Here is a 16,055-nt window from a genome sequence, read left to right as displayed (position 1 = left end):
CGGGAAGGAGTACCGAAGCAAGGACCAACCGGCAAGGTAGACTTTTCGATTGAGGGTTTATCAAGAACAAGAATAGCGCCGCGATGGGGCGCCGGTGCAGGGCCGCCCCCGAAGACCCGAATTATGTAGCATTCTTCTGGAATTGTATAGTAGTTCCCCGGTTCGCCTTCGTTAGCTTCATTGTATCGAAAACACCAATAGCCCCTTTTCGTCAGCAGGTTTACCGCCTCGCGGGAACGACCCTTTTACGAGTAACGGCTATTTACCCTCCGAGGCAATTGCTGAGCTTTCTGCACTGTATGACCGGTACAGCCGCAGCTTGTATGCACTCCTGCTGCGGCTGACCTCCGATACCGGACTTGCGGCAAGGATGCTGGAAGCAACGATCGTGGCTGCCGCCCGCGTCTGGACCGCTTCTTCCGTAGCGCCGTGCGCCCGGTTCCGCTGGCTTTTGGGGATCACCCTGCAAGTCGCCTCTGCTTCACTGTCGCTAAGCCGGAGCGAGCTCCTGGCGCGGTTGAAACCTTCGCTGCCCACGGCTGGCTGACGCTTGCTGCTGCCTCTTATGCTTTCTAACCAACTACCGACAATGACCCCGACTTCACTCCTGGCACTCCCGTTCATGCTACACGGAACCCGCTATTCCTGCGACGCACACATCGACGCTACCGAGTTTCCCTGCCTGGTGTTCGTTTGCTTCTACCACCCCGATCTCCTGGCAGTCTACGGTAACGAGATCACGGTCAAGACGGACTTCGATTTCCTGCTGCTCAGAACGGATGAATGCATCGAATTGACGACCGTGCGCCAGGCGATTCTCGATGCCCTGCAACGTCAGCCGGAATGGATGACCGAGCGCGCCGCAAGTATGACGCTGCGCACGCCTGCCGAGGCCGTGATCATCAAACGACCCTACCTGCCGGGCCACCGCTCCATCCGCTGATTCAGATAACCGAACAAACAATTACCATGTGTAGTTATTCAGAGGCAGGTGCCCCGTCTCCGCAGGATCAGGCCCGCGAGCTTGAGGACCTGCTTGCAGAGGCCTTCACATTGGGGCTTCCGGCCCGCGACTTGCTCCCACTCATTGAAAAGCTCAGGGAACTTACCCAAAAGCCCGTGTCGTCTGCGCCCGACCCGGCGTCTTCCCCGGCAGATCGTGGTAAGCGATCCTGAGCTCCACAACCCGGTCTCCTCGCTACTGGGGACGTAGCCACAAGGTGCAGGTGCCAACGATCCACCCGGACGCCCGGGCGCGCAGCCCGGTACTGCACGCAAAAAGCCCCCGACGCTTATGCCGGGGGCTCTATCTGCGAGGTACTGCCGCCGCACTTTTCCTGCAGCAACTACTATACGAGTGTTGTCTTATTTCTCCGTCGCCAGGCCTGCGAACAGGTAATCCTGGTGCATGCGGGAGATATTGGTCACCGAGATCTCTTTCGGGCACACGGCCTCGCAGGCACCTGTGAACGTGCAGGATCCGAAGCCTTCCTTGTCCATCTGGTCTACCATGCTCAGCACGCGCAGCTTGGCCTCGGGCTTGCCCTGGGGCAGCAGGTTGAGGTGGGCCACCTTGGCGGCGGTGAAGAGCGAGGCGGAGGCGTTTTTACAGGCCGCCACACAGGCGCCGCAGGCGATACAGGATGCCGCGGCAAAGGAAGCGTCGGCATGCTCCTTCTCGATCGGGATGGCGTTGCCGTCCACGGCATTACCCGTATTCACCGATACGAAGCCGCCGGCCTGCACGATGCGGTCGAATGCGGAGCGATCGGTGGCGAGGTCCTTGATCACCGGGAAGGCCTGGGCGCGCCAGGGCTCCACCACGATGGTGTCTCCGTCCTTAAAGGCACGCATGTGCAACTGGCAGGTGGTGGTAGCATGCCAGGGACCGTGCGGGCGCCCGTTGATGTGCATGGAGCACATGCCGCAGATGCCCTCGCGGCAATCGTGGTCGAATGCGATCGGGTCTTCGCCCTCGATCACGAGGCGCTCGTTGAGCACGTCGAACATTTCGAGGAACGACATCTCGGAGGAGATATCGGATACCTTATAGGTCTCAAAGCGGCCCGGAGTGCTGTTGTTGGCCTGGCGCCATACTTTGAGCGTCAGGTTCATATTGTAGTGTTCCATTCTTCAGTCGTTTAAAGAACGCGGTTGATTCGGATGATGGTAAGCGCCCTGCGGCGCCCTAAAGCATTACTTGTAAGAGCGCTGGCTGACCTTGATGACCTCGTAGCGCAGTTCCTCCTTGTGCAGCTGCCATTCGTGCTCGCCTTTCATTTCCCAGGCGGCTACATACATGAACTTGTCGTCCTGGCGCAGTGCCTCTCCCTCTTCGGTCTGGTACTCCTCACGGAAGTGACCGCCACAGCTTTCTTCGCGCTGCAGGGCGTCGAGGCACATGAGCTCGCCCAGTTCGATGAAATCGGCTACGCGGCCGGCCTTGTCGAGCTCGGGGTTGAAGTCCTTGATGGCGCCGGGGATGCGGATATCGCTCCAGAACTCCTTTTTCAGTGCGCGGATCTCTTCGATCGCCTGCTTCAGCCCTTCGGCGTTACGCGCCATGCCGCACTTATCCCACATGATCTTGCCGAGGCGCTTGTGCATGCTCTCTACCGACTGCTTGCCCTTGATGTTCATGAACGTCTCGAGGCGCTCCTGTACGGCACGCTCGGCTTCCACGAAGGCGGGGTGGTCCGTCGGAATGGCATTGACGCGGATCTCGTCGGCGAGGTAGTTGCCGATCGTATAGGGAATCACGAAATAGCCGTCGGCGAGGCCCTGCATGAGGGCCGAGGCACCAAGCCGGTTGGCACCGTGGTCGGAGAAGTTGGCTTCGCCAAGCGCATACAGGCCCGGGATCGTGGTCATCAGCTCGTAGTCTACCCAGAGGCCGCCCATCGTGTAGTGCACAGCCGGGTAAATGCGCATCGGGATCTCGTACGGGTTCTCCCCGGTGATCTTCTCGTACATGTCGAACAGGTTGCCGTACTTCTCCTTCACCACTTCTTTACCAAGGGTGGTGATGGTGGCGGCATCCGCGTTGGCAAGGTTGCGCTTGGAGGCTTCGATCTTGCCATAGCGCTGAATGGCGTCGGCATAATCGAGGTAAACGGCCTGCTTCGAGGAGCCTACGCCGTAGCCGGCATCGCAGCGCTCCTTGGCGGCGCGGGAGGCCACGTCGCGGGGCACGAGGTTACCGAAAGCCGGGTACCTGCGTTCGAGGTAGTAATCTCTTTCTTCTTCGGGGATCTCGCCCGGCTTGCGGTGGTCGCCCTGCTTTTTCGGCACCCAGATGCGGCCGTCGTTCCGGAGCGATTCCGACATCAGCGTCAGCTTCGACTGGTGGTCGCCGGTTACGGGGATGCAGGTGGGGTGGATCTGCGTGAAGCAGGGATTGGCAAAGGCGGCGCCCTTACGGTGGGCCTTCCAGGCTGCCGTTACGTTGGAGCCCATGGCGTTGGTGGAGAGGTAGAACACGTTGCCGTAGCCACCGCTGCACAGGAGCACCGCATGGCCGAAGTGGCGCTCGAGCTCGCCTTTCACGAGGTCGCGGGCGATGATGCCACGGGCCTTGCCGTCGATCATCACCACGTCGAGCATCTCGTGCCGGGTATACATTTTTACGTTGCCGAGGGCTACCTGGCGCTCCAGGGCCTGGTAGGCGCCGATGAGGAGCTGCTGCCCGGTCTGGCCGGCGGCGTAGAAGGTACGCTGCACCTGGGTGCCGCCGAAGGAGCGGTTCGAGAGCAGGCCGCCGTACTCACGGGCAAAGGGTACGCCCTGGGCCACGCACTGGTCGATGATGTTGCGGCTCACGTCGGCGAGGCGGTGTACGTTGGCCTCGCGGGCACGGTAGTCGCCCCCTTTGATGGTATCGTAGAAGAGACGGTATACGGAGTCGCCGTCGTTCTGGTAGTTCTTGGCAGCATTGATGCCACCCTGGGCGGCAATGGAGTGGGCGCGGCGGGGCGAGTCCTGGAAGCAGAAGGCCTTGACCTTGTAGCCCAGCTCACCGAGTGTGGCCGCGGCGGAGGCGCCGGCAAGACCGGTGCCGACCACGATGATCTCCAGCTTGCGCTTGTTGGCCGGGTTCACCAGCTTCACATGTCCTTTGTAGTCTTCCCACTTCTTCTCGAGGGGACCAGCAGGGATTTTTGCGTCGAGCATAATGCGTATTTCTGATTTAGAGCGATTCTTTGGTTCAATAACGCCCGGTGGCAGGGATCCGTTGAGCGCCGCGCCCGTTTTTAACGGGCTGCTATCGTTTGTGTAAGCTTTCGCGCCAGGTGGTTCGAAAGCTTCCGCATCAGGGCTGTACCCAGTCGAAGTACATGGCGATCGGCATCAGGGCAAACAGGATGCTGACGATGATGGTGAAGCCGTAGCCGAGGCTGCGGAGCAGCGCGAGGTATTTTTTGTTGTTCACACCCAGCGAGCGGAAGGCGCTGTGGAAACCGTGGAAAAGGTGGAAGGCGAGGGAGCCCACACCGAGAAGGTACAGGATCACGACCCACTCCTGCTGGAACACCTCGTACATCTTGAGAAACAGGTTGTGTACTTCCACGCCGTTGTTGTGGTATACAGCCGACTCCATGTCGTGCGTGATCCGCGAAGGCACCCAGAAGTGCGCCACGTGCACGATGAGGAAGAGGAGGATGAGCGTACCCAGGAGTGCCATGCTGCGGCTATACCATTTCGATCCGCGGTTACCCAGCGAAACCTGGTAACCGGTGCCGCGGCGGCTCCGGTTTTTCATTTCGATGGCATAACCCTGAACGATATGCAGGATGATGCCCGCGAACAGTCCAAGCTCCATGATGCGGATGATGAGCGAGTTGCCCATGAAGTGCGCCGCGCGGTTGAACATCGATCCATTGTCCTGCTCATCGAAATAACGAAGGTCATTGAAGATCGTGGCGTTGAGGCCTACGTGCACGATCAAAAAGGAGATGAGAAACAAACCGGTCAACGCCATTACAAATTTCCGACCTACAGCAGACGTGAAGAATTGCGACCATTTCATAATCAGTCAGAGGGGGATTGAAAAATTATGCGCGAAGTTACGAGCGGTTTGTCAAAAAAGTGTAACGCATTGAAAAATAGGAAGGCCCGAGAAACCCTTTGTGAATGTGTACTTCGTACACCTAATACTACATTTTTCTGCCTTGTGTTCAACACTCGCCTCACGCCAAAATGGAACGTTTGACAGGCAACTTTGTTCGACAAACGAAGGGCGCTTTGGCACCTTTTCACAGTCAATTTTCGGAAGGCCTTTTTTCGTGGAAATCCTAGGATTTCAAAACATGATTAAGAACCACCAAATTTCTCGGTAGAAGACAACGATCGGCATACTCAATTAAACAGTTGACCGCGACGATCCTATTCTTCGACCAAGTACCTGAAAAACTGCTTTCTGCGTCCTTGGCTTCGTACGTCAGCAATAAATCTGAAATCTGAAATCACAGATCAGAGATCCTAGAGCGCGAGCCTGCGCCCGAGCTCCTCGTCGATCTTCTTGAACAGGTGAAAGGGCCGGTAGGTGCGCCAGTTGGAAAGCTCCATGAGCTCCACGTAATAATTGATCTTGGCCTTTCGGAAATCGTGCTGCGTGGCCTCCGGCATGTTGAGGCAAACGATCCAGCCGTTCTCGTCGCTCACGTCCTCGTGCCATTCCTCGTAATAATCGCGGTCGCCGCTGTGAAAGTTGAGCACGTTCTCGGCGATGAGGATGAATTTATGGATGCCCTCCTGCTCGAACTTGTCCACCACGTCGCGCTTCAGGGCCATGATGTCGTTCTCGATGGCATCGTTCCACTCCCCCAGCAGCTCGATCACGGCATAGTGCTCGTCGTAGTCGGCCTGCAGCACTTTCAGGTACAGCGTACGGGAGCCGAACTCATCCCATTGCGGGTGAATGTAGAAGTTGTATACCGTCTGGCTGAACTCGAACTCCGAGTATTGCCGCTGAAAGAACGGCGACCGCTCGTCCTCCTCGCTCACATAGACGTGGCGCCAGTTGTAAAAGGGTTCGATATCGTGCATAGTGCGAATGGGGTAATGGGATAATGGGGTAATGGGATGATCGCCTTTCGCAAGCGGCATCAACTGCAAATTTCCGTAATGGTCACTCAATTAAGGCAACTTACCGTCCTATTAACAAAATACAAAGCCGGCGCTGATATCCCAATCTTTCGAGCGGTAACGAATTACCCCATTACCCCATCCTCCAATTATCCCATTATGATTTCTGTGCCACGCCCGCATGGTAGCGCACGAGGCCGTCCATCGGGTTTTTGAGGATGGTGCCGAGCTCGAAGCCGTACGACGAACAGAGGTCGGCCAGCACGTCGCGGAAGCCCCACGACACGGAGCCTACGAAGCCTACGGGATAGCGCCAGATCTCGGGGTACTTGGACAGGTGCGTGAAGAAGAAGTCGTTGAGGCCGTCCTCGATGATGTTCTCGATCATGAAATGGCCGCGGTTCTCGGCCAGGAAGATCGTAAACGTAGCCAGGTAGCGGTTCGGCAGGGGCTGCTTGTAAACGTTGTCGAGGATCTCTACGGGCGTGGTCGCGAAGCGGGCATCGAAGCGCGCGCGCAGTTCCTCGTCGAAGGTGTTGTAGAGGTAATACTGGAGCACTTTCCGGCCGAGGTAGGCGCCGGAGGCCTCGTCGCCGAGCACGTAGCCCAGCCCGGGCGAATTCTTCATGATCTTGCTGCCGTTATAGTAGCCCGAATTGGAGCCGGTGCCCAGGATACAGGCAATGCCTTTCTCGCGGCCGCACACGGCGCGGGCGGCGGCAAGCAGGTCGGTGGCCACCTCGGCGCGCGCCTCCGGGAAGCAGCGCTTGAGCGCCGTTTTCACACTCTTCGCATTGGCCGGGTTGGCGCAGCCGGTACCGTAATAAAAGACCTCGGAAACCGTTATTCCCTTGAGCTTTTTAAGCAGTTCCCGCTCCAGCAGTTCCACGATCGCGTCGGTACTCAGGAAGTACGGACTGATGCCCTGCGTAAAGACAGTCTTGCGTTTGCCAGAGTGCACGAGCACCCACTCAGACTTGGTGGCGCCGCAGTCGGCGATCAGCGTAGCAGCCATGAACGGAACAGCTTAAGGGTTTGTTGAAATGATGCGCGAACAAACGGCATTTTTTGCAAATGGCCTATTTTGCAACAAATTACAACGTAACGACAGACGATGATAAATAAAAAATGGCAGGTCTGGCTGCCCCTGGTCTTTTCCCTGGTGATGATCGCCGGTATGTTCTTCGGCTTCCGGCTGCACCAGCAAACGGGCGGCAAGCAGGGCTTCTTTGCCCGCGAGCAGCGCAGTTCGCTGCAGGAGGCCATCGACCTGATCCGGAGCAAGTATGTAGACAAGGTGAAGATCGATTCGCTGCAGGACAATGCCATGGACGGGCTCATGAACCAGCTCGATCCGCACTCCGTATACATCCCCAACCGCGACGTGGCCGAGGCCAACGAGGACATTACCGGTAACTTCCAGGGCATCGGGGTGGAATTCAATATTTTCTCCGATACCGTGAACGTGCTGTACGTGGTGCCCGGCGGGCCCGCGGATAAGGCAGGCCTCCAGATCGGCGACCGCATCATCAAGGTAGACGATTCCAGCGTGGTGAGCAAGACGCTTCCCTCCGACGAGATCCGCCGGATGATCCGCGGCTCGGGCGGCTCCCGCGTGAAGCTGTCGGTACTGCGCAACAACACGGTACAGTATTTCTACGTCACCCGGGGCACCATCCCGCTCCCCTCTCTCGACGCCGCTTATATGATCAGTGCGGGCAACGGGTATATCCGCCTCAACAAGTTCTCCGAAACCACCTACCAGGAGTTCATGCGTGCCCTCGAGGACCTGCAGGCTCAGGGCATGAAATCGCTCATGCTCGACCTGCGCGGCAACGGCGGCGGTCTCGTGAATCAGGCGGTGTTCATCGCCGACGAGTTCATCGCCGGCAGCAACCTGATTGTGTATACTGAAGGCACGAACTCGGAAAAGCGCGAGTATCGCGCACAGAAAGAGGGGATGTTCGAAAAGGGCAAGCTGGTGGTACTGGTGGACGAGCTCACGGCCTCCGCCTCCGAGATCCTTGCGGGCGCCCTCCAGGACCTCGACCGGGCCACCATCGTCGGCCGCCGCTCCTTTGGGAAAGGCCTCGTACAGGAGCAGTACCCGCTCACCGACGGCTCGGCCATCCGGCTCACCGTGGCCCGCTATTTCACCCCGCTCGGGCGCAGCATCCAGCGTCCGTACGACAAGGGGAAGAAGGTATATATGGACGACCTTCTCGAGCGCTATCACAGCGGTGAGATGATCAACCCCGACTCCATCCACCTCAGCAAGGAAAAGGTGTACAGCACCAAGGGCGGACGCAAGGTCTATGGCGGCGGCGGCATCATGCCGGACGTTTTTGTGCCCATCGACACGAGCATGTACACACAAAGCATCACCAAGCTGTACCTCGACGGCCGCTTCAACAACTACGTGTATCACTTCTACATGGACAACCGCGCTGCGCTCGCGGTCTATAAGACCCCGGCGGAGTTTGCGCAGAAGTTCGTCAGTACGGAGACTGCCTGGAAGGGCCTAGTCGACTTTGCCCGCAAAGACAGCATCAACCTGGGCGTCATTCCTGAGCGCGACAAGGTGGAAGTACAGAACAGGATCCGGGCTTACCTGGCCCGCCTGCGCTGGCGCACGAGCGGCTTTTACCAGGTAGCCAACAGCACCGACCGCGTGGTGCAGAAGGGCCTGGAGGCGCTGGGGCAATAAGAACGGCAATCGGGAATCGGCAATCGGCAATAGAAAAGTAGCTGTAGCTCCTTTCGGGTATTTGTTGAAAACAATACTGGTAGAATTGAAAAAGCATCCCTATGAAGGATGCTTTTTCAATGAACGATGTTCGTCAGCGCGAAACAGCAGTTGGCCCGGATCGGCATTACCGATTCCCGATTGCCTATTCCCGCCTCAAGGCTCCCTCCGGTACAGGTCAGGGGTGCGCTCCATGGCCCGCTTCTCTGCCTGGTACGACCCGAGCAGGCCGCCGCCGCCGCCGATGGCGATGAGCGCGAAGTACAGCGGCTCGATGTCGTTTTGGGTCGTCACGAACATGTCGATCAGGTAAGCAAGCAGGAGCCCGAGGCCACCGCCGATCAGCAGCAACCCGAGGCGGAGGTTGTTGTACGGGCGGGGCGAACGGGGGTCCTTGCCTTTTTCGAGGATCGCGAGGTTCTCGCGGGTCCGCAGGTAATAAATTCCGAAGATCATGGCCGAACTGCTCAGGAAGAGGGTGATCGGTACTAAGATTCCAGCGCCATCCATGGGATTAAGTTTTATGGGTTAATGTTTTTTGTCGCTTGTCTACGGGATCTGACTACGGCCGGTCTTGCAAGGTTACAGTCCACGTACACAATTTTCAAATCGGTTTACCCAGGATCAGACTACCCGCGGAGCGGGGCGGTTACAGGAGGATAGAAAAATGAAGAAAAGTGTTCACTGCCCCGGGTCGGGAACCGGACGGGGCAGCACCTGGTAGTGGAGGATGGCGTCGGAGTTGCACCGGAGGGTGATCCATTCAACACCGGGCCGGAGCACGTAGGTATAACGGAGGCGGCGGGTGCCGAAGGACGCCTCCGGCTCCAGCAGCGCCTGGCGGGCACGCTTCGGGTACAAGTCCTTGGGGTCGTCCTCGTCCGGCGCAATCGCATCGGGTCGTACCGGCGCCTGCAGTTCCACGGTAAACCGGAGGGTGTCGCCCGGGACGGCCGTGATGGTGCCCGAAGCCGGGAGTGTTTGCCGGATGCGGTATTTGAGGGAGGCGGTCGTGCGGAACGGGTGGTAGCGCAGCTCGCGCAGGGGCGGAACGGTTTTCATCAGGGTCCAGCGGAAGTCTTCCGGGTAATGGTTCCGGATCATTTTTTCCGGCGGCGTCAGGAAGTAGAAGTTGTCGTAGGCACGTACGAAATCGCTGGTGTTGCCGAACATATATCCGGCGGCCCAGGTGGCGTCGAGCAGGTGCCAGGAGCTGTCGAAGTAAACGGCGTTCCAGCTGTGGTTGGGCAGTACGCCGCGGTCGGTGCGGTCGTCGTCGTTGCGCACGTAGCCCGATACGAGCTCTGAGCGGATGCCAGCGTAGTGGCACAGGGTGTTGAAGAGGCGGGCAAAGCCCTCGCACACGCCCGAGCGACGGCGCAGCGTGGCGTAGGCCACCCGCTCGTCGAGTGGCAGACCGTCCCAGGCCGTATCGCGTACCTGCTTCGGCATCCGGGGGCTACGCACCTCGTAGGCGATGTAGTGAGCCACCCACCGGAAGAGGGCGCGCACCTTCTCTCGGTCGGTTCGGAAGGGCCGCGTCAGCCGCGCCGCAAGCGTGTCGGGGCGGTCGCCGGTTACCGTAACGGCATGCGCATCCACCAGCTCGTCGGAGACGCGTTGGGCCGCGGCGGGGCGGGTAACTATCAAGGAGATCAGGAGCAAGACGAACAGGAAGCGCATTGCAGGAACCGGTATTTGTACGGGTACCCAAATATCGGAAACCGCCGGCGTACCGGGAAGCGGTTTAACAAGGCGCAAAGGACTCGCGACACAGGGAGTTCCCTAAAAATTGCGCATGAAAAAGCGGCCGCAAGACTACGGCCGCCATCTATAAAACAAGAGGGCAGGGAATCGTTCGTCAGCGCCCGAACACCGAGCGCCAGAAAGCCTGCATATCAGTCCAGGAGGCCGTGTCGGCCGCACCGTTGTAGCGGATGGGAAGCCCAAACCGTGCGCCGGTAGCGGTTGCGTCGGGGTTGGTGAAGGCATGGGTGCTGTTGGGATAGGATCTATCGGTATGGCGGACAGCAGCCGAGTCGAGCTTCCGGCCAAACGCTTCGAAGGAAGCCCTGCTGACCATGCTGTCGGCCGCGCCGTGGCAGATCAGCACGTTGCCGCGGTAGGCGTCCCTGGGCCAGGGGCCTTCGGGGAAGTCGCCGTGAAAAGAGACCACCCCGGCAAACGGAAGCCCGGAGCGTGCACCGAGCAACGCCATCGTGCCGCCGAAGCAATAGCCCATGGCGCCGGTGCGCGCCGTATCGGTCTCGGGGCGCCCCTTCAGGTACTCGAGGGCGGCAGCCAGCCGGCCGGAGCCTTTCGCCGGGTCGGTATAGAACGGGGTGGCGAGTGCAATAGCGGCCTTAGGGTCGGCGGCCACCTGCCCGTTGCCGTACATGTCGAGTGCCAGGGCCGTGTACCCCAGGCCCGCGAGCTGCCGGGCGCGGCCTTTCGCATAATCGTTGAGCCCCCACCATTCCGGTATCACAATGACCGCGGGGCGTGGCGATTTGTTAGCGCTGTCGGTATAGAGAAAGCATTGAAGCGTGGCCCGGTACGCCGTAATCGTCACGGCCTCTTCCCGGATGGCGGCCGGCCGGGCGGCGCTGCTGCTCGTAGTGGCTCCTTCCCCGGTGCTGCGGTCGCTGCCGGAACAGGAAAGGAAAAGGGGCGCTGCCAGCAGGCAGCCGGTGCCGATTCTAAAGATTGTCTTCATAAGCTTGGTTCGTTCGTTGTTAACTGTGCCGTGGCCTTAAAGTTCCGTCAAATGCCGGGATCCGCGCAACTTTTTTTCCACCGGCGGCGTTCCGGTCAGCCGGCCGGGCAACCTTTGGTGTGCCAATCGCATCTATCCGGTTCGGGGGCCTCCCGTATCTTTAAATCCTGAATACGCCTACATGAAAAAATTGCTCTTCCTGCTACTCTCCGCTCCGCTCTTCTCTTCCGCCCAGGATTCCTGTAGCCTCAAATCTGACCGCGATCCCTATACAAAGGAGGTTCGCCTTTCTACCGGACTGATCCGGCTCGGGGACCACAAATTCAGCGCCGAGGCCAATGCCAAGGAGATCGATCTCTTTTTCGCCCTCGGCGGCGATGCCTTGTGCTTCAACGACCAGTCGAGCGCCGTCGTGAACTTTTCCGGCACCCGCCTGCGCAACACCTACCGCAGCGGCGGCACCATGAATTGCGAGGGGTTCTTTCACATCATTTTCCGCAACACCCCGGAAACGAGCTACAGCTTCCGCCGCCTGTTCGAGCAGCGGATTGGCGTTATCAGCATCACCAACGGCAAGCAGACCGTCGAGATCAAGCTGACCGAGGAGCAAAAGGACCTGATGCAGCGCGCCCTCTCCTGCCTGGCGCGCGACGCCAAGGGATTGATCCCCGCCGCACAGTAATGGTTCGAGGTTTGACGTCTGGGAGGTGAGGTTGCCTCTTTGCAGCAAATTGTATCTTTATCGATTCGAAAGTCCCGGCCCCGCCGGGATTTTTTGTGCCTGCCGGAAACAGAGTGCCCCTGCGTGGTTCCGGGAAGGAAGCATGCAGGGGCACGTTTGGGTCAGGCAATCGTACGAAGCGGGTCAGCAGCGGTCGCGGCGGTCGCGGATGTACTCACGGATCTCGTCGCGGTCGAAGCCGACCTCCTGCACTGCCAGCAGGATCTCCTCGATGGGGAGCTTCAGTTTTCGGGCGATCTCGTTGACCTGGAATTCAAAGGTGCCGGGGATACCGAAACGGTCGTGGCTGGACAGGTAGTTGGTAAAGTTGTACATACGGTCAAGGTGTTTGTAAAGGATAAACGAAAACTGTACCGTAAGCAAACTGCGCGTCTTGTTACGTTTTTGCCGGCTATTCCGGCACCGGCGCCTCAGCAATTGTACCGTTCCTGGGACAATCGGGGCGCCCGTCTGTGGAATCCGCTCATGGAGAAGCACTTATCCACCTCCCGGGGCAACCCGTCGGGCCTCCGTCGGGCCGGGCTGTTTAACAGCGCTTTGCCGACAAAAACCGCCGTTCCGCCGACAGCTCGCTGCCCGTTCACCGGCCACTTCCCTACTTTTGTGTCGTTTCACTGAAGCCTCGTGTAAAATCCAGCATATGAAGAAGTATTTCTCTGAAAAGAATGCCCTTACGGTGGTCGTCTGCATCTTCTGCCTTGTCATGTTCATCGTGGCACTCACCGTCAAGCAATCGCTTTGGGAAGCCGTTGCCTTTGCGCTGGCCTTCTCGTTTTCCGTGGAAACGCTTTGCCACCGCACGCGCGAGAACCAGCAGCGTTGATCCGTACCCCATGATATTGAAAGCCGCCCCACCGGGCGGCTTTTGTTTTTTGGTACCCCGGCTGCCGTTTGAGTTCGTCCCGTGTCCGACCCTTTCAGCGGTTACAGAAAAACTATGGGTATTGAAACGGCCTCCAGGGAGTTCCTAGTTGCGAAACTCCTGTGCGATCATGAGGCCGTACAGCCCGCCGTCGAGCACCCCTATTCCAAGGCGGCCGAACGATTTATGAAGAATGTTGGCGCGGTGCCCCGGCGAGTTCATCAGCCCGCGGTGACAGATGAGCAGCGTCTGGCCGAGGGCGAGGTTCTCGCCCGCCGTGAGGAAGCTGACCTTGGCTGCGTTCATACGGTCGAAAGGGTCGGTCTTTTCCGGTGTATAATGGGAGAAGTAGCCCCGGGCAAACATATCGCGCGCATGCGCCCGGGCCACGGCCGCGAGTTCGGGGTCGGCTTTCACGGGCGGCAGCCCTTCCTTCGCCCGTTCCTCATTTACAAGGGCCAGCATTTTCGCCTCAAGGTCTTCGCGCACGTTCGGATCCTTGACTTTAAAGTGCAGCGTCACCGTTTCGTTCGGCTTTACCTCGGTGCCGACCTTGGTCATGCTGCGGCGGATGGCCTCGTCGAAAATGGGCGCCAGCTTGCGGTTGGCCCACTCGGCCTCGTTTGCCAGCATGCCGGCGATCCGGCTCTTCTGCGATACAGCGGAAAGCGTTTCCGAAATGGGTACCGTCAGCAGCAGGGCCGCGAGCAGCGTGGCGTAGATCGCGCCGTTGATGAAACCCGGCAGCAGGCCCAGCACCCGGTTGGCCGGTCGGCGGTTGAAGTCACGGCCGGCCAGCACCAGCGGGTTGCTGATGAGCCCGAAGAGTCCCCGGGCAGCCAGTACGATCAGTACGAAGGAAAGCGGTTGCAGCCAGGCGCCCCAGGAGGGAACGACGCTTTGCAGCCAGCCGGCCAGGTACGGATAGCCAAAAAAAGCCGCCAGCAGGGAGCCGCCCCAGCCGATGAGCTCGAGGAAGCCAATGAGAAAGCCGCGCTGCCAGCCGCTCCAGAGCGATGCCGCAAGCACGAGTATTAAGAGGATGTCGATGACGTTCATGATTGGTGTTTTCAGACGCAGCGTGCGCACGGCGCCCTCCTATTCAATTAAACTTGATGCCAGAAAGCTGATGTCCGATCTGTGATCTCAGATTTCAGATGTATGGCTGACGCGCGATGGAGCGCAATCGGGGAAGGGTTACCGAAGGTTAGCGGATGCTTATGCCATCGTTTGAAGGCGATGCTCCATACCGGCAACACGAAACCGAGGCGTATTCTGTCTATTGCGGCAAGAGCAGGCGAAAGGTGGCGCCGGAGCCGGGCTGTGCGCTCGCTTCGATGATGCCCCCGTGGTTTTCGGCCACCTTGCGGCAGATGGCCAGTCCGAGCCCGGTGCCTTCGAACTGGGCACGGGTATGCAGCCGGCTGAAGAGGCCAAACACTTTTTCGGCAAAATGCGGCTCGAAGCCGATGCCGTTGTCTTTGAAGCAGAGCTCCAGGTAACGCCCCGCCTCGGACAGGCGCCGGGCAGGGACCTCGGCCCCGTCGAGGTAGCGGTGGGTGATCTGGACCTCGGGCGCTACACCCGGCCGGGTGAACTTGAGTGCGTTCGACAGCAGGTTCTGAAACAACTGGCGGATCTGGAACGGAATCACCCGCGCCGCCGGCAGCCCGTCGGACACAATGCGCGCACCCTTTTCGCGGATCCGCTGGTCGAGCAGCTCGAGGGATTCGGCGAGGATCTTTTCGAGCGGGGCTGGTACAGGCTCCTCGCGCTGGTTGAGCGAAGACCAGGCAAGGATGTCCTCGATCAGGTGGCGCATCCGGCGCGCCCCGTCCTTGATCCGCACCAGGTGCTGCAGGCCCCGCCCGGAGAGCGAAGCATGCTCTTCCTCGAGCAGGTCGGCGTAGAGCACGATCTTGCGCAGCGGCTCCTTCAGGTCGTGCGAGGCCACCGAGGCAAACTGCTGCAACTCCTCGTTGGAACGCTCCAGCTCGAGCGTCTTGCGCAGCAGGGTGGCCTCCATCCGTTTCCGCTCGGTGATATCCTGGACCACGCCTGCCATCCGGAGCGGCTCCCCATTGTCGAAGTACACGATGCCTTTTGCCCACAGCGTTTTTTCCTGCTCACTGGCCTGGTAGCGAAACTCGCACTCGAGCAGTCCGGTGGCGAACGCGTTGGCGATCGACTCCTTCAGGTGCTGGCCGTCGTCGGGGTGCACCAGCTCAAGAAAGCGTTCGAGTCCGACGGGCTCGGTCGTTTCGAGGATGAGGCGCATTTCCGGGGAGCTTTCGGTACGGTTCGTCCGTAGGTCCCAGGTGAAGCTGCCCAAGTGCGCGATCGCTTCCGCCTCCAGCAGCTGCGCTTCCTGCTGCGACAGGCGCTGCCGCAGCAGGTCGATGAAGGTGGCGAGCGAGGTGGTATTGTAGCCCATGAAAAAACGCTCGACCTCGCACACGGCCTCGAGCGCCACGGCCAGGTCCTTCGTATAAAATGGGATGAAGTGCCGCAGGCTCTCGGCGCGGATGTGGTTGAGCACGGTAATGTCCTCTACCACGATCTGCAGGTAGTCGACAAACTCGAGCTCGTTGGCCAGCCAGCGCTCTACCGATGCAACGATGTGTGCACGGCCTTCGTTGGCGGCAAGACTTTCCAGGAACTCGCCCGCCGAGCGGCAGGTGAGCTGCAGCAGGTCGGGCTCGCTGAAATGCTTCAGGTGCTGCAGCAGCGGCAGGTGCAGGCGCACGGAAAGCGTGTACTGCTGGCGCGCATATTCGTCGAGGTGGCCATCGAGAATGATCCGCGCAAGTTGCGGCAGGTGCCGGAACTGGTACATTCCCTTATGCGCTTCGTAAAGATTCAGCATTGCATGCTCCGTGGTTTCGTGCAGGGGCCTGCCCCTTGT

Annotated in this window: 16 protein-coding genes; 5 read left to right on the top strand and 11 right to left on the bottom strand. The window is 59.5% G+C overall.

Annotated features, from left to right (window positions below; genetic code table 11):
- The first annotated feature begins 319 nt into the window (after positions 1-319).
- Positions 320-547, top strand: coding sequence for a hypothetical protein (locus tag ABD937_RS10890; RefSeq protein WP_345255733.1), 228 nt, complete (start codon positions 320-322; stop codon positions 545-547).
- A gap of 42 nt (positions 548-589) precedes the next feature.
- A complete protein-coding gene (locus ABD937_RS10885; protein ID WP_345255732.1) occupies positions 590-943 on the top strand; it encodes a hypothetical protein in 354 nt (117 codons plus the stop codon).
- Between the two features lie 422 nt (positions 944-1,365).
- On the opposite strand, the gene ABD937_RS10880 is transcribed toward ABD937_RS10885, so the two are convergent.
- The 5 genes from ABD937_RS10880 to ABD937_RS10860 form a co-directional block, all read right to left on the bottom strand.
- Positions 1,366-2,130: a succinate dehydrogenase/fumarate reductase iron-sulfur subunit gene (locus ABD937_RS10880; RefSeq protein ID WP_345255731.1), complete on the bottom strand. Its 765-nt coding sequence runs from the start codon at positions 2,128-2,130 to the stop codon at positions 1,366-1,368.
- A 66-nt stretch (positions 2,131-2,196) separates the two neighbouring features.
- Positions 2,197-4,170, bottom strand: a complete 1,974-nt coding sequence (locus ABD937_RS10875) for a fumarate reductase/succinate dehydrogenase flavoprotein subunit (protein WP_345255730.1) — start codon at positions 4,168-4,170, stop codon at positions 2,197-2,199.
- A 139-nt stretch (positions 4,171-4,309) separates the two neighbouring features.
- Positions 4,310-5,026, bottom strand: coding sequence for a succinate dehydrogenase cytochrome b subunit (locus ABD937_RS10870; RefSeq protein WP_345255729.1), 717 nt, complete (start codon positions 5,024-5,026; stop codon positions 4,310-4,312).
- A gap of 452 nt (positions 5,027-5,478) precedes the next feature.
- The gene (locus ABD937_RS10865; RefSeq protein ID WP_345255728.1) at positions 5,479-6,045 is read right to left on the bottom strand and encodes a hypothetical protein; all 567 of its coding nucleotides are present in this window, start codon (positions 6,043-6,045) and stop codon (positions 5,479-5,481) included.
- Positions 6,046-6,241: 196 nt separating this feature from the next.
- Positions 6,242-7,099, bottom strand: a complete 858-nt coding sequence (locus ABD937_RS10860) for an N-acetylglucosamine kinase (protein WP_345255727.1) — start codon at positions 7,097-7,099, stop codon at positions 6,242-6,244.
- Positions 7,100-7,198: 99 nt separating this feature from the next.
- Between ABD937_RS10860 and ABD937_RS10855 the strand changes: the two genes are divergently transcribed.
- The gene (locus ABD937_RS10855; protein ID WP_345255726.1) at positions 7,199-8,791 is read left to right on the top strand and encodes a S41 family peptidase; all 1,593 of its coding nucleotides are present in this window, start codon (positions 7,199-7,201) and stop codon (positions 8,789-8,791) included.
- A 195-nt stretch (positions 8,792-8,986) separates the two neighbouring features.
- On the opposite strand, the gene ABD937_RS10850 is transcribed toward ABD937_RS10855, so the two are convergent.
- The 3 genes from ABD937_RS10850 to ABD937_RS10840 all read right to left on the bottom strand — a co-directional run bounded on the left by ABD937_RS10850 (position 8,987) and on the right by ABD937_RS10840 (position 11,546).
- Positions 8,987-9,340 carry a DUF6249 domain-containing protein gene (locus tag ABD937_RS10850; protein ID WP_345255725.1) on the bottom strand — a complete coding sequence of 118 codons (354 nt, stop codon included), beginning with the start codon at positions 9,338-9,340 and terminating at the stop codon, positions 8,987-8,989.
- A 171-nt stretch (positions 9,341-9,511) separates the two neighbouring features.
- Positions 9,512-10,513, bottom strand: coding sequence for a transglutaminase domain-containing protein (locus tag ABD937_RS10845; RefSeq protein ID WP_345255724.1), 1,002 nt, complete (start codon positions 10,511-10,513; stop codon positions 9,512-9,514).
- 178 nt (positions 10,514-10,691) lie between these two features.
- The gene (locus tag ABD937_RS10840; protein WP_345255723.1) at positions 10,692-11,546 is read right to left on the bottom strand and encodes a dienelactone hydrolase family protein; all 855 of its coding nucleotides are present in this window, start codon (positions 11,544-11,546) and stop codon (positions 10,692-10,694) included.
- Positions 11,547-11,727: 181 nt separating this feature from the next.
- Here ABD937_RS10840 and ABD937_RS10835 point away from each other — a divergent pair, with 181 nt between their 5' ends.
- The gene (locus tag ABD937_RS10835) at positions 11,728-12,228 is read left to right on the top strand and encodes a hypothetical protein (RefSeq protein WP_345255721.1); all 501 of its coding nucleotides are present in this window, start codon (positions 11,728-11,730) and stop codon (positions 12,226-12,228) included.
- A gap of 183 nt (positions 12,229-12,411) precedes the next feature.
- Here ABD937_RS10835 and ABD937_RS10830 read toward each other — a convergent pair whose 3' ends face one another.
- Positions 12,412-12,603, bottom strand: coding sequence for a hypothetical protein (locus ABD937_RS10830; protein WP_345255719.1), 192 nt, complete (start codon positions 12,601-12,603; stop codon positions 12,412-12,414).
- 325 nt (positions 12,604-12,928) lie between these two features.
- Between ABD937_RS10830 and ABD937_RS10825 the strand changes: the two genes are divergently transcribed.
- On the top strand, positions 12,929-13,111 hold the full coding sequence (locus ABD937_RS10825; RefSeq protein WP_345255717.1) for a hypothetical protein: 183 nt from the start codon (positions 12,929-12,931) through the stop codon (positions 13,109-13,111).
- 144 nt (positions 13,112-13,255) lie between these two features.
- On the opposite strand, the gene ABD937_RS10820 is transcribed toward ABD937_RS10825, so the two are convergent.
- Positions 13,256-14,209 (bottom strand): CvpA family protein, encoded by a 954-nt coding sequence (locus tag ABD937_RS10820; RefSeq protein ID WP_345255715.1) that lies wholly within the window; start codon positions 14,207-14,209, stop codon positions 13,256-13,258.
- 220 nt (positions 14,210-14,429) lie between these two features.
- The gene (locus tag ABD937_RS10815) at positions 14,430-16,016 is read right to left on the bottom strand and encodes a sensor histidine kinase (RefSeq protein ID WP_345255713.1); all 1,587 of its coding nucleotides are present in this window, start codon (positions 16,014-16,016) and stop codon (positions 14,430-14,432) included.
- Positions 16,017-16,055: the final 39 nt, after the last annotated feature.

The organism is Flaviaestuariibacter amylovorans, from assembly GCF_039541815.1.
GTDB lineage: Bacteria > Bacteroidota > Bacteroidia > Chitinophagales > Chitinophagaceae > Flavisolibacter > Flavisolibacter amylovorans.
The sequence above is the reverse complement of the archived record's forward strand: the minus strand, read 5'-3'. Positions and strand labels throughout refer to the sequence as shown.

What these genes read in the sequence shown, in the direction of transcription:
- ABD937_RS10855 (WP_345255726.1), top strand. Translation starts at nt 7,199, where the DNA reads ATGATAAATAAAAAATGGCAGGTCTGGCTGCCCCTGGTCTTTTCCCTG.
- ABD937_RS10860 (WP_345255727.1), bottom strand. Translation starts at nt 7,099, where the DNA reads ATGGCTGCTACGCTGATCGCCGACTGCGGCGCCACCAAGTCTGAGTGG.
- ABD937_RS10880 (WP_345255731.1), bottom strand. Translation starts at nt 2,130, where the DNA reads ATGGAACACTACAATATGAACCTGACGCTCAAAGTATGGCGCCAGGCC.
- ABD937_RS10875 (WP_345255730.1), bottom strand. Translation starts at nt 4,170, where the DNA reads ATGCTCGACGCAAAAATCCCTGCTGGTCCCCTCGAGAAGAAGTGGGAA.
- ABD937_RS10815 (WP_345255713.1), bottom strand. Translation starts at nt 16,016, where the DNA reads ATGCTGAATCTTTACGAAGCGCATAAGGGAATGTACCAGTTCCGGCAC.
- ABD937_RS10870 (WP_345255729.1), bottom strand. Translation starts at nt 5,026, where the DNA reads ATGAAATGGTCGCAATTCTTCACGTCTGCTGTAGGTCGGAAATTTGTA.
- ABD937_RS10820 (WP_345255715.1), bottom strand. Translation starts at nt 14,209, where the DNA reads ATGAACGTCATCGACATCCTCTTAATACTCGTGCTTGCGGCATCGCTC.
- ABD937_RS10830 (WP_345255719.1), bottom strand. Translation starts at nt 12,603, where the DNA reads ATGTACAACTTTACCAACTACCTGTCCAGCCACGACCGTTTCGGTATC.
- ABD937_RS10840 (WP_345255723.1), bottom strand. Translation starts at nt 11,546, where the DNA reads ATGAAGACAATCTTTAGAATCGGCACCGGCTGCCTGCTGGCAGCGCCC.
- ABD937_RS10850 (WP_345255725.1), bottom strand. Translation starts at nt 9,340, where the DNA reads ATGGATGGCGCTGGAATCTTAGTACCGATCACCCTCTTCCTGAGCAGT.
- ABD937_RS10825 (WP_345255717.1), top strand. Translation starts at nt 12,929, where the DNA reads ATGAAGAAGTATTTCTCTGAAAAGAATGCCCTTACGGTGGTCGTCTGC.
- ABD937_RS10865 (WP_345255728.1), bottom strand. Translation starts at nt 6,045, where the DNA reads ATGCACGATATCGAACCCTTTTACAACTGGCGCCACGTCTATGTGAGC.
- ABD937_RS10835 (WP_345255721.1), top strand. Translation starts at nt 11,728, where the DNA reads ATGAAAAAATTGCTCTTCCTGCTACTCTCCGCTCCGCTCTTCTCTTCC.
- ABD937_RS10885 (WP_345255732.1), top strand. Translation starts at nt 590, where the DNA reads ATGACCCCGACTTCACTCCTGGCACTCCCGTTCATGCTACACGGAACC.
- ABD937_RS10845 (WP_345255724.1), bottom strand. Translation starts at nt 10,513, where the DNA reads ATGCGCTTCCTGTTCGTCTTGCTCCTGATCTCCTTGATAGTTACCCGC.